Annotated in this window: 10 protein-coding genes and 3 tRNA genes; 8 read left to right on the forward strand and 5 right to left on the reverse strand. The window is 72.7% G+C overall.

Annotated features, from left to right (window positions below):
• The gene (purS, locus tag PV721_RS13660) at positions 1 to 246 is read right to left on the reverse strand and encodes a phosphoribosylformylglycinamidine synthase subunit PurS (RefSeq protein WP_030009438.1); all 246 of its coding nucleotides are present in this window, start codon (positions 244 to 246) and stop codon (positions 1 to 3) included.
• Positions 247 to 597: 351 nt separating this feature from the next.
• Here purS and PV721_RS13665 point away from each other — a divergent pair, with 351 nt between their 5' ends.
• The 8 genes from PV721_RS13665 to PV721_RS13700 all read left to right on the forward strand — a co-directional run bounded on the left by PV721_RS13665 (position 598) and on the right by PV721_RS13700 (position 5,056).
• On the forward strand, positions 598 to 915 hold the full coding sequence (locus PV721_RS13665) for an Lsr2 family protein (protein ID WP_319723746.1): 318 nt from the start codon (positions 598 to 600) through the stop codon (positions 913 to 915).
• An 88-nt stretch (positions 916 to 1,003) separates the two neighbouring features.
• Positions 1,004 to 1,075 (forward strand) — tRNA-Gly (locus PV721_RS13670).
• Between the two features lie 72 nt (positions 1,076 to 1,147).
• Positions 1,148 to 1,220, forward strand: a tRNA-Gly gene (locus PV721_RS13675).
• 166 nt (positions 1,221 to 1,386) lie between these two features.
• Positions 1,387 to 2,331: an ABC transporter ATP-binding protein gene (locus tag PV721_RS13680; RefSeq protein WP_319723749.1), complete on the forward strand. Its 945-nt coding sequence runs from the start codon at positions 1,387 to 1,389 to the stop codon at positions 2,329 to 2,331.
• Positions 2,328 to 3,092 carry an ABC transporter permease gene (locus PV721_RS13685; protein WP_319723751.1) on the forward strand — a complete coding sequence of 255 codons (765 nt, stop codon included), beginning with the start codon at positions 2,328 to 2,330 and terminating at the stop codon, positions 3,090 to 3,092. The genes PV721_RS13680 and PV721_RS13685 overlap by 4 nt, the downstream gene beginning before the upstream one ends.
• Positions 3,093 to 3,112: 20 nt before the next feature.
• Positions 3,113 to 4,351 carry a sensor histidine kinase gene (locus PV721_RS13690; RefSeq protein ID WP_319723753.1) on the forward strand — a complete coding sequence of 413 codons (1,239 nt, stop codon included), beginning with the start codon at positions 3,113 to 3,115 and terminating at the stop codon, positions 4,349 to 4,351.
• Complete coding sequence (locus tag PV721_RS13695) at positions 4,348 to 4,959, forward strand: response regulator transcription factor (protein WP_319723756.1); 612 nt, start codon at positions 4,348 to 4,350, stop codon at positions 4,957 to 4,959. The genes PV721_RS13690 and PV721_RS13695 overlap by 4 nt, the downstream gene beginning before the upstream one ends.
• A gap of 24 nt (positions 4,960 to 4,983) precedes the next feature.
• A tRNA-Gly gene (locus tag PV721_RS13700) sits at positions 4,984 to 5,056 on the forward strand.
• A 48-nt stretch (positions 5,057 to 5,104) separates the two neighbouring features.
• On the opposite strand, the gene PV721_RS13705 is transcribed toward PV721_RS13700, so the two are convergent.
• The 4 genes from PV721_RS13705 to purD all read right to left on the reverse strand — a co-directional run bounded on the left by PV721_RS13705 (position 5,105) and on the right by purD (position 11,258).
• Positions 5,105 to 6,010: a phosphoribosylaminoimidazolesuccinocarboxamide synthase gene (locus tag PV721_RS13705; RefSeq protein ID WP_319723758.1), complete on the reverse strand. Its 906-nt coding sequence runs from the start codon at positions 6,008 to 6,010 to the stop codon at positions 5,105 to 5,107.
• A gap of 130 nt (positions 6,011 to 6,140) precedes the next feature.
• A complete protein-coding gene (locus PV721_RS13710; protein ID WP_319723760.1) occupies positions 6,141 to 7,628 on the reverse strand; it encodes a N,N-dimethylformamidase beta subunit family domain-containing protein in 1,488 nt (495 codons plus the stop codon).
• 274 nt (positions 7,629 to 7,902) lie between these two features.
• Positions 7,903 to 9,696 carry a hypothetical protein gene (locus tag PV721_RS13715; RefSeq protein WP_319723766.1) on the reverse strand — a complete coding sequence of 598 codons (1,794 nt, stop codon included), beginning with the start codon at positions 9,694 to 9,696 and terminating at the stop codon, positions 7,903 to 7,905.
• Positions 9,697 to 10,004: 308 nt separating this feature from the next.
• The gene (purD, locus tag PV721_RS13720; protein WP_319723763.1) at positions 10,005 to 11,258 is read right to left on the reverse strand and encodes a phosphoribosylamine--glycine ligase; all 1,254 of its coding nucleotides are present in this window, start codon (positions 11,256 to 11,258) and stop codon (positions 10,005 to 10,007) included.
• Positions 11,259 to 11,468 lie beyond the last annotated feature (210 nt).

An 11,468-nucleotide genomic window follows, 5' to 3' on the forward strand; every position in this document is an offset into this window, starting at 1 on the left:
TCAGGCCTCGACCTTCACGGTGAAGTCTTCGATGACGGTGTTGGCGAGGAACGTTTCGGCCATCTTGTGGATGCGGTCGAGGGCGGCCTGGTCGACCGGTCCCTCCACCTCCAGTTCGAAGCGCTTCCCCTGGCGGACGTCGGCGATCCCCTCGAATCCCAGGCGCGGCAGTGCACGCTGCACCGCCTGGCCCTGGGGGTCGAGGATCTCCGGCTTGAGCATGACGTCGACTACGACGCGTGCCATCGGGCACTCCCGTGTGGTGGTTGGTGCGAAGGCGGTTCCCTCAGCGTACCCGGCCAAAATTTCTACGCGGGTAGATATCCGGAGGGCGCGATCACCGGGCCGTTTCGACCTCACCAACGCTTCGCAAAATCCGCCGGAAAACCACGTACCCGGCATTGCGGCGGGACACGCGGAGAGAATTAACTGGGCTTCGCAATGCAATGGGAATCGGGGTACAAAGGAATCACTCCGTGCGAGTGCCTTTTGTGGCTTCGCAAGGGGGGATGAAAGATGCATTGCCCCGAAACATCCACACAGGCGACATCACCGCACGTCAGCAGGTGGCGACGTCGCACGAAGGGACCGATATCCGTGGCGCAGCGCGTAGTAGTCACGCTCTCCGACGACATCGATGGCGGAGAAGCGGCGGAAACGGTCGTGTTCGCTCTGGACGGTAAGTCGTACGAGATCGACCTCAATGTGGCCAACGCAAAGAAACTGCGGAAGGGCCTGGCCCCGTTCGTGGCCGCCGGCCGCCGCCAGTCCCGCTCGGGGAAGGCCTACAGGCACACCTCCGTGGCCCCCGACCCGGCGGTCGTCCGGGCCTGGGCCCGGTCCAACCAGTACGACGTGCCCCCGCGCGGCCGCATCCCGAAGAAGATCTACGAGGCCTACAACGCGGCCCACTGAGGGTCGATTTGCCATCCACCCCCATCCGTCGGCTAGTGTGTGGATCACGCCAAGGGGCCAGGCCGCAGGTCAGAGCCTCCGAGGTCGTGCGGGTGTAGTTCAGTAGCAGAACATCCCTCTTCCAGAGGGAAGGCGCAGTGTGCGATTCCTGTCACCCGCTCCGCATCGCTTTCCGACCACCACGGTGGATCGGGTAGAGTGATGCACGCACCACCCCGGTGGTGCACTGCATGCGGACGTAGCTCAGTTGGTAGAGCACCACCTTGCCAAGGTGGATGTCGCGCGTTCGAGTCGCGTCGTCCGCTCTGTATGCAGAAGGCCCCGATCATTGCGATCGGGGCCTTCTTCGTATTCCGTCCCTTTCCCCTCCCCGTCCTCCACGGGCGGTGGCGGACGCCCCCTGACAAATGTCATCGGGGGTCGTGACAGCGCGCACTGCCGGCCCGTTCCGGCCGCCCCGAGGCTTGAGTCATGACTGACACCGTGATCGAAGCCCAGGGCCTGCGCCGCGGCTACGCCGGCGGATTCGAGGCCGTCCGGGGCGTCTCCTTCTCCGTGGCGCGCGGCGAGGTCTTCGCCCTGCTCGGGACCAACGGCGCGGGCAAGACCTCCACCGTCGAGCTGCTGGAGGGGCTGGCCGCGCCGAGCGACGGCCGGGTGCGCGTTTTCGGGCTCGATCCGTACACGCGCCGGGCCCAGGTCCGCCCGCGCACCGGGGTCATGCTCCAGGAGGGCGGCTTCCCCTCCGACCTGTCGGTCGCCGAGACCGTCCGGATGTGGGCCGGGGTCACCACCGGCGCCCGCCCGACGGCGGAGGTGCTGGAACTGGTCCGCCTGGGCGCGCGCTCCTCCGTACGGGTCAAACAGCTCTCCGGCGGCGAACGGCGGCGCCTGGACCTGGGGCTGGCCCTGCTCGGCCGCCCCGAGGTGCTGTTCCTGGACGAGCCGACCACCGGGATGGATCCCGAAGGGCGACGGGACACCTGGGCACTGGTACGGGAGCTGCGGGCGCAGGGCACCACGGTGCTGCTGACCACGCACTACCTGGAGGAGGCCGAGGAGCTCGCGGACCGCCTCGCGATCCTCCACGAGGGGGAACTCGTCCTGTCGGGCACCCCGGCGGAGGTGACCGCCACCCGGCCGTCCCGGATCCGCTTCACCCTGCCGGCCGGGATGCCGGCGGCCCGGCTCCCGCTGGCGCTGCACGCGGCGGCCGACGGGCGGCGCGTGGAGATCCGTACCGAACGGCTCCAGGCGGACCTGACCGCACTGCTCGGCTGGGCCCGGGAGAACGGCGTGGAACTGGACGGGCTCGACGCCCGGTCCGCCTCCCTGGAGGAGGCCTTCCTGGAGATCGCGGAGAACCGCCGCAGCGCCGGCGGCCGCACCGAGGACACGATGGCGGGGAACCGATGAACACCTTGACCCTGAACCCCGGCCGGCTCACCGCGCTCGGCCGCTCCGAGCTCACCCTGCTGGTGCGCAACCGGGCCGCGCTCGGCGTGGCCGTCCTGATGCCCCTGCTGATGGTGTTCGTCCTGCGCTCCTCCCTCAGCGGGGTCGAGGGCGCCGAGGCCGTCGGCGAGGCCACCCTGACCGGCGGGATCGGCATGGTGCTGGTCCTCGTCGTCTACATGAACCTGGTCTCCGCCTACGTCGCCCGGCGCGAGGAGCTCGTCCTCAAGCGGCTGCGCACCGGCGAGGCGAACGACCTGGAGATCCTCGCCGGGACCGCGCTGCCCGCCGCCGTCCTCGCGCTCGGCCAGATCGCGGTGCTCGCGGTGGCCGGCGCGGCCGTGCTCGACGTGCGCATGCCCCGCAACCCGCTGCTGCTCGTGGCGGCCGTCCTCGCCGGCGTGGTGCTGCTGGCCGGGATGGCCGCGGTGACCAGCTCCTTCACCCGCACCGTGGAGACCGCCGGCCTCACCACGCTGCCGCTGTTCCTGGTGACCGTGCTCGGCTCGGGGCTGTTCATGCCGGCGGACTCGCTGCCGGACCTCGCGGCCTCCCTGTGCGAGCTGCTGCCCCTGAGCGGGGTGATGACCCTGGTGCGGGCCGGTTGGAGCGGTGGCGCCGAGGCCTACGACCTGCTGGGGGCTGCGCTCAACACGCTGGCCTGGGTCATGATCACCATGTTTGCTGTGCAGAAGTGGTTCCGCTGGGAACCGCGCCGCTAGAGGAGCCGGGGGACGGGACCGTGTCGAAGCTGACGGGGTGGTGGAAGAACCGCAGCAGTGCGGGGAAGCTGGAGATCTACACCCGGTGGTCGTTCCACCTCTTCGTGCTCCTCGAGATCGTCTCCTTCGGGCTGGTTCCGGTGGCGGCCGCGGCCGGCACGTCCTCGGCCCTGGTGCCCGGAACGCTCTTCGTGGTGCTGTGCGCCCACGCGGTGCTGTGCGGGGTGCTCAACTCCAGGGCCCTGGACTGGGTGGTGGGGCGGCGCGAACGCCCGGTCCGGCTCGCGGTGTTCATGGCCGCAGCGACGGGCGCCGCCACCTTGGCCGTCCTCGCCCTGCAGGCCGCCGGAAGGCTCGGGGACCCCTCGACGGCGCCGGCGCTGGTGTTGGGGCTGACCTGCTTCGGTTCCGGCTCGCTGGTGATGTGCCTGCGGTCGGTGCGCAGGATGCGGTACGTGCCCCCGGCCGCGGCGGCGGGCACGAGTCTGGCCGCACTCGCCCTGGGGCTGCCCGCCGGCGAGGCCGTGGGGTATCTCGTCGGGATCCTGCTGGGCAGCCTGTTCTTCAGCTTCACCAGCGGTTTCTCCGCGTGGCTGCTGAACACGGTCTACGAGCTGGACCGCTCGCGGGAGGTCCAGGCGCGCCTCGCGGTGGCGGAGGAGCGGCTGCGGTTCGGCCGCGACCTGCACGACGTGATGGGCCGCAACCTGGCCGTGATCGCGCTCAAGAGCGAGTTGGCCGTCCAGCTGGCGCGGCGCGAACGGCCGGAGGCGGTGGAGCAGATGATCGAGGTGCAGCGGATAGCCCAGGAGTCCCAGCGCGAGGTCCGGGACGTGGTGCGGGGCTACCGGGAGGCGGATCTCGCGGTGGAGCTGGAGGGCGCGCGCGGGGTGCTGAGCGCGGCCGGAATGGACTGCCGGGTCGACTTCCGGCCCGGGCGCGAGCTGCCCTCCGAGGTCCAGTCGGCCCTCGGCTGGGTGGTCCGCGAGGCGACGACGAACGTCCTGCGGCACGGGGACGCGCACCGGTGCCTGATCCGGCTGACCGCCCCGGAGACCGGCTCCGTGACGCTGGTGGTGGAGAACGACGGGGCACCGGACGCCCCCGCCGGGCCGCCCGGCTCCGGGCTGGCCGGGCTGCGGGAGCGGCTCGCCGCACTGGACGGGACCCTGCAGGCAGGACTGGTGGGCGACGGCCGGTTCCGGCTGCTCGCGGAGATACCGGACCGGGAATCGCAACGACTGGAGGTGCGGGCGTGAGCCCCGTACGCGTACTGCTCGCCGACGACGAGCATCTGATCCGCGGGGCCCTGGCGGCCCTGCTCGCCCTGGAGGACGACCTGCTCGTCGTCGCGGAGGCGGCCTCGGGCCCCGAGGCACTGGCGATGGCTCGGGCCCACCGGCCGGACGTGGCGGTGCTGGACCTGCAGATGCCGGGCGCCGACGGTGTGAGTGTCGCCACATCGCTGCGGGCCGAGCTCCCCGACTGCAAGGCCATGATCGTGACCAGTCACGGCCGCCCGGGACACCTGAAGCGGGCGCTGGCCGCGGGGGTGCGGGCCTTCGCACCGAAGACGGTCTCCGCGCAGCGGCTGGCCGAACTGATCCGGACCGTGCACGCGGGCGGCCGTTACGTGGACCCGGAGTTGGCGGCCGACGCGATCAGCGCGGGGGACTCGCCACTGACCGCGCGGGAGGCCGAGGTGCTCGAACTGGCCGCGGACGGGGCCCCGGTCGCGGAGATCGCCGAGCGGGCCGCACTGTCGCAGGGGACCGTACGGAACTACCTGTCCTCGGCGGCGACGAAGCTGGGCGCCGAGAACCGTCACACGGCAGTGCGTCTCGCACGCGAGCGAGGTTGGGTATAGTAGTTCTCGCGTTACGGCGCACCTGCGGACATAGCTCAGTTGGTAGAGCACCACCTTGCCAAGGTGGATGTCGCGCGTTCGAGTCGCGTTGTCCGCTCTGCAGTGAAGAAGCCCCCGGTCCTCGGACCGGGGGCTTCTTCGTGTCTCAGGACCAGTTCAGGCCGGTGAGCCGCTCGTAGGCCTCGATGTACTTGGCACGGGTCTGCGCGACGACCTGCGTGGGGAGGGCCGGCGGCGGGAGCTCGCCCTTGGGGTCCCAGCCGGAGGCCGGGGAGGCCAGCCAGTCGCGGACGTACTGCTTGTCGAAGGAGGGCTGCGAGCGGCCCGGTTCCCACTGGTCGGCCGGCCAGAAGCGGGAGGAGTCCGGGGTGAGCACCTCGTCGGCGGCGACCAGGGTGCCGTCCTTCGGGTCGAAACCGAACTCGAACTTGGTGTCGGCCAGGATGATGCCGCGCTCGCGCGCGATGTCCCGGGCGCGGCCGTACACGGCCAGGGTGGTCTGGCGCAGCAGCGCCGCCGTCTCGGCGCCGGTGGTGCGCGCGACCTCCTCGTAGGAGACGTTCTCGTCGTGCTCGCCGACCTCGGCCTTGGCGGCCGGGGTGAAGATCGGGCCGGGCAGCTCGGAGCCGTCCACGAGCCCCTCGGGGAGCCCGAGCCCGCACACCGTACGGGTCTGCTTGTACTCGGCGAGGCCGGAGCCGGTGAGGTAGCCGCGGGCCACGCACTCGACCGGGACCATGTCCAGGTTGCGGCAGATCAGCGTGCGGCCGGCCCAGTCGGCGGGGGCGCCCGCGGGCAGGTCGGTGGAGATGACGTGGTTCGGGACGAGGTCGGCGAGCTGGTCGAACCACCACAGGGAGAGCTGGGTCAGGACGCGGCCCTTGTCCGGGATCTCGGTGGGCAGGACCCAGTCGAAGGCGGACATGCGGTCGCTGGCGACCATGACGAGGCGGTCGTCCTCGTCGCGGTAGAGGTCGCGCACCTTGCCGGTGTGGAGGTGGACGAGGCCCGGAACCTGAACCGGCTCGGGCTTTTCGACGAATCCGGACACGGGGTCTCCCTGTGGTTCTGTATGAGCGCACCCCGATTCTCGCGCACCTTCGTCCACTCCTGTGGACAGGGGTGGGTCGGTCGCGGGTCGGTCGGGGGTCGGTCGCACGCCACGGGCGGCCCGTCGCGGATCAGTCGCGCTTGCAGATCCGGTCGAGGAGGTTGGCGGTGGCCCGCTGCACCCGCTCGTCGACGTGGCCCGGGCGGTCGAGGGCCGGGGACCAGGCGAAGGTGCCGGAGGCGAAGACCAGCGCCCCGCTGGGCGCCCGGTAGAGCGAGGTCTCCTGGTGGCGCCGGTGCCCCTCGCTGTCGAGGTACGGGGAGTGCGCCAGCAGGATCCGGTCCTGGTGCTCGGGGAGCTGGGTGCGCGGGAAGTAGCGGTCGGCCTCGCCCGCGACCAGGCCGGGCAGCTCGTCGTTCTCGCCGGCGCCGGTGGAGTCCCAGAGCCAGTGCGTGGCGTTGCGCACGATCAGCGGCGCGGGCTCGGGGACCCGGCCGGCGTACTGGATGCCGAGCAGCTGCTGTTCCGGGCGGTCGACCTCGCGCCACAGGCTGGGGCGGCCCGGACCGCGCCGTTTTCGGCAGGTGAGGAGCCGGTCCGCGACCCCGGAGGGGGAGGGGGAGAGCTCGACCTGCCAGTACATGGTGTTGGCGGAGAGGAAGACGAGCGAGGTGCCGTTCAGGCGGGCGCGCTCGACGGTGCGGCGCATGGGGGCCGACCAGTACTCGTCGTGGCCGGGGAAGACCAGGCCCCGGTAGCGGGTGGGGTCGACGCGGCCGGCGTGCAGGTCGCGGGTGTCGGCGTAGGCGATGTCGTAGCCGTAGCGCTCGGCCCAGCGGATGAAGTCGTAGGCGTGGCCGACGTGCAGGGGCAGGCCGGCGCCCGCGTAGGGGCGGTCGAAGGAGACGGTGTGGGCCGCGTCCTGCTCGCCGAGGAGCCGGCCGTCCTCGTCCCAGGCGTGGTAGAGGCTGGCGCCGGTCCGGCCGTCCTCCGGGTAGAGGTTGTAGGCCTGCCAGGTGATGTCGGGGAGCAGGAGGAGGAAGTCGGCGGGGTGGCCGTCGCGGACCGTGAAGGGGATGTGGGACCGGTAGCCGTCGGCGGTGGTGAGGACGGCCACGTACGCGCCGACGCTCCAGTAGGACGGGACCTGCAGGCGCCAGGACAGCCACCAGTGGTGGCAGGAGACGGTGCGGTCGGCCGCCAGGGGGGCCGGCTGCACGATGCCGGAGAGACGGGGGCTGGTGGTGATCTTGGAGGCCCCGTCGCCGCCGTAGTGGCCGATCCGGTAGACGTCGACGGAGAACTGCTGGGGCGGGTCGACGGTGATGTGGAAGTCGATGGCCTCGCCGGGGGTGACCGCGCCGGTGGAGGCGAAGCCCTTGATCTGGCGGTGCACGTCGTCGGCGGTGCGGGGACCGCCGTTGCCGCGGGCGCGGGGGATCTGGCCGGTGCCGGCCGCCGCGGCGGCCGGATCCACGTACCAGGGGACGACGTGGCCGGTGTCGTCGAAGTAGAGCTCGCTCCCCCGGAACCAGGGCAGGGGGCCCTGTCCGAAGGGATCGGTCACCGCGTGCGCGAGCGCACCTGACTCCCAACGCCGGATCTGGTCCGCACCCATGACCGCTCCCCTCCCTACGCTCCCCCGAACGGGCGTGCATCCTGTCGGTGCGCGGCAGACGCTCTCCTGAGAGGCTGTTCTCGGACACCCCGGTTCAGGACATCCAGCCGCGACCGGTCCCAGCACATCACATAACGCACTCAGTCCGTCACCGTTCGTCGTGAATTGACGAGACCGGAACATTCGCATCCGCTTGTGCGTACGAGTCGTAGTCCTCCCGGGGCGGGCTCTGGGCGCGGTCCCGGGGCGCGGCCGGGGCGCGGTCCCGGCCCGCTCAGACCAGGCGGACCGGCTTCTCCGGGCGGACGCCGAGGTCCGCGAGCCAGTCCCGCAGGGGCTCCGGATTCCCGTCCTCGACCAGGCACAGCACACGGGGTGCCAGGTCGGAGCGGCGGTCGCCGCCGACCAGCAGGACCGGCCCGTCGAGCCAGTCCAGCCCCGGGGCGGCCCCGGCCGAGTCCACGGCCGCACAGCACACCATCGCCGTCACGTGGTCGGCCAGCAGGTCCCGGCCGCTGCGCGGCGGCTGGAGCGGGAACAGCGGCACGGCGTCGGCGCCGCGCGCCTTCCCGGCCGAGGGCTGCGCAGCACCGGCGGCCCGCTCCTCGCGGGCCAGGTCCCCGCTGAGCCGGCCGGCCAGGGCCTCCCCGGCCGCACCCTCGCCGGCGGGGTCCGTGAGGTACCCCAGCACCCGCTCCAGCGTGGGCCCGGCGAAGCCGTCCACGGTGGGCGGGGCGGAGCCGGTGGCCTCGATCGTGGCCGCTCCCGCCGCCGCGGCTGCTGCGGCCGGTCCGGTCGCCCCGGACGGGCCCGACGAGGCCGCGGCCGATGACGAGCCGGGCAGGACCACGGGTCCGCCGGCCCCTGCGGGCCCTGCAGCTCCGGCGGCTGCGTTCGGTCCGGCGGGGCCGGCGGGCAGTCCCGCCGGAACGGCCAGGGCGTCCAGCGCCGCGTGCAGCCGGGCCGCCTCCGCACGCCACTTGCGGTCCACGACCTCCTCCGGATAGGCCTCCCAGTCCACCGGGGACCAGTCCGGCCCGGGCTCGGCCGGACCGCCGTGGAAGAGGCGCGCGGCCAGCAGCGAGGTCGTCTGGTCGACCACCCCGGGCTGCTCCAGCAGGTCACAGGCGGGGCGCTCACCGAGCCGCGAGGTGAACCCCTCGGCCAGCCGGTCCCGCCGGGAGAGTTCGGTCAGCGCGGACACCACTCCGGCGTCGAGGTGCGCGGGCCAGCGGCCCATCCGCCAGGCGGGCAGCGCGACCCGGGTCAGCAGCCGGTCCCAGCCCGCGTAGGCGAGGCCGACCTGCTCCTGGGCGACGATGCGCAGCCCGTAGTCCACATCCTGTGCACGCTCCGAGGCGGCCGCGGCCACCCCGCGCTCCATCTCGGTGGCGTCCGTCCGGCACAGCCGCAGCAGCAGCCGGGCCGGGGCGGCGATCCAGCCGAGCCCGCGACGGTTTCCTACGTCCACGGCCGCGTCCAGGCCCCGTACGAAGCCGCGCGCGTCGGCTATGTCCGGGTGCGCGGAAGGACCCGTACCGGCGACGACCGGGGCCAGGACCGCCCTTAGCTCCGCGACCCGCATCCACCACAGGAACGGCGAACCGATCACCAGCACGGGGGCCGCACCCTGCTCGGACTCCGGACCGGCGGATATGGCGCTCCGGCGGTGGGCCGCGTGGGTGCGGTCCTCCAGCCAGCTGTCGCAGTCCGGCGTGAGGGCTATCGCGGAGGGCGGCGGCACGTCCATCCGGTCGGCCAGGTCCCGCACCAGCCGGTAGAGATCGGGGGCGGCGGCCTCCGACAGCGGCACCGTCGGCGTCACGGCGGGGCTCGCCCGCAGCACCACGGCGGCGAAGATCCCGCCGACCAGCAGCACCACGGCCGCGACCAGGCACACGACGAGGGTCACGACGGGCCAGGGCTCAGCGGCCAGCCGGCCCGTCATCCGGGCGGCGACCAGCACCACCGCGAGGGCGGCCGGCAACAGCCCGACGGCCAGGGCCCTGCTGCGTACGCGCAGCACGGCGAGAGCGCGGGAACGTGCGGACGGCACGCCCGCTTCCATGATCGAACCGGTTCCGGACACGGCCGGACCTCACCCCCTCTGCCCTGCGACGACGTTGCTCACTCCCCCACTGTGACACCCGCCACTGACATCGCAATGCCGGTGGGCCAAGTGCCGGAATGCTTGCGCCGCACCCTAGTTGGGGCACGCCCGGTCGTCAGGCAGACGGGGTGACGATCACCCGATGGAATGGCTTTGGGTAAAGGTGGCTGCGTTCGAACGCGGCCGGATGCACTCGCACGCGGACACGCCCGCGGGCCCGGGCGCAGGTTCTGCGCACCGGGCCCGCGGGTCTGCGGAGCCGCTGGTCAGCTGTGCGCGGCCGCCTTCGCCGCGATGTCCGTACGGTGCTGCGATCCGTCCAGCCGGATGCGCGCCACCGCCTTATACGCCTTCTCGCGGGCCTGGGCCAGATCGGAACCGGTCGCCGTCACCGACAGCACGCGGCCGCCCGCGCTGACGATCGCGTCGCCCTCGCGCCGGGTCCCGGCGTGCAGCACGTACGCGTCGGGCGCGTCCTCGGCGGCCACGTCGGCCAGGCCCTCGATCGGGTCCCCGGTGCGGGGGGTCTCGGGGTAGTTGTGGGAGGCGATGACCACCGTGACGGCCGCGTCGTCGCGCCAGACGAGCGGGGCCTCGGTGTCCAGGGTGCCGTTGGCGGCGTTCAGCAGCACGCTCGCGAGCGGGGTGCGCAGCCGGGCCAGGACCACCTGGGTCTCGGGGTCGCCGAAGCGGGCGTTGAACTCGATGACCCGGGTACCGCGGCTGGTGATCGCGAGGCCGGCGTAGAGCAGCCCCGAGAAGGGGGTGCCGCGGCGGCGGAGCTCGTCGACGGTGGGCTGGAGGACCAGCTCCATGACCTCGTCGACCAGCTTGGGGTCGGCCCAGGGCAGCGGGGAGTAGGCGCCCATGCCGCCGGTGTTCGGGCCCTGGTCGCCGTCCAGGGCGCGCTTGAAGTCCTGCGCGGGCTGGAGCGGGACCACGGTGACGCCGTCGGTGATGGCGAAGAGGGAGACCTCGGGGCCGTCGAGGTACTCCTCGATGACCACGCGGTCGCAGCCGAGCGCGTGGGCGCGGGCGGCCGCCAGGTCCTCGGTGACCACGACGCCCTTGCCGGCCGCGAGGCCGTCGTCCTTGACGACGTAGGGGGCGCCGAAGGCGTCGAGGGCCGCGTCCACCTCTTCCGGGGTGGTGCAGACGTAGCTGCGGGCGGTCGGGACCCCGGCCGCGGCCATCACGTCCTTGGCGAAGGCCTTGGAGCCTTCGAGCTGCGCCGCCTCGGCGGACGGGCCGAAGACGGGGATGCCGACGGCGCGCACGGCGTCGGCGACCCCGGCGACCAGCGGGGCCTCCGGGCCGACGACGACCAGGCCGGCGCCGAGTTCGGTGGCGAGGGCGGCGACGGCATCGCCGTCGAGGGCGTCGACCGGGCGGAGCTCGGCCACCTCGGCGATGCCGGCGTTGCCGGGAGCGCAGTACAGCGCGGAGACGTCGGGGTCGAGGGACAGAGAGCGGCACAGGGCATGTTCGCGGGCGCCGCCGCCGATGACGAGGACCTTCACGCCGCCCAGGGTAGCCCGGCCGCAGTGGCTCGTTTCGTGCGGCCACCCAATCGGGAGCCGCTACTCGTTCGTGTATTCCTCCACAACGGTGGCGCCCAGCTCGCGCACGATCAGGTCGTGTCCGGTCAGGGCGCTCTCCACGAGGTCGGGATCGTCCTCCTCGGCGAAGTCGTCCTCGGGGGCCACCGGCGGGGGCGCCTGCTGTACGGG

The organism is Streptomyces sp. MB09-01 (assembly GCF_033794505.1).
Lineage (GTDB): Bacteria > Actinomycetota > Actinomycetes > Streptomycetales > Streptomycetaceae > Streptomyces.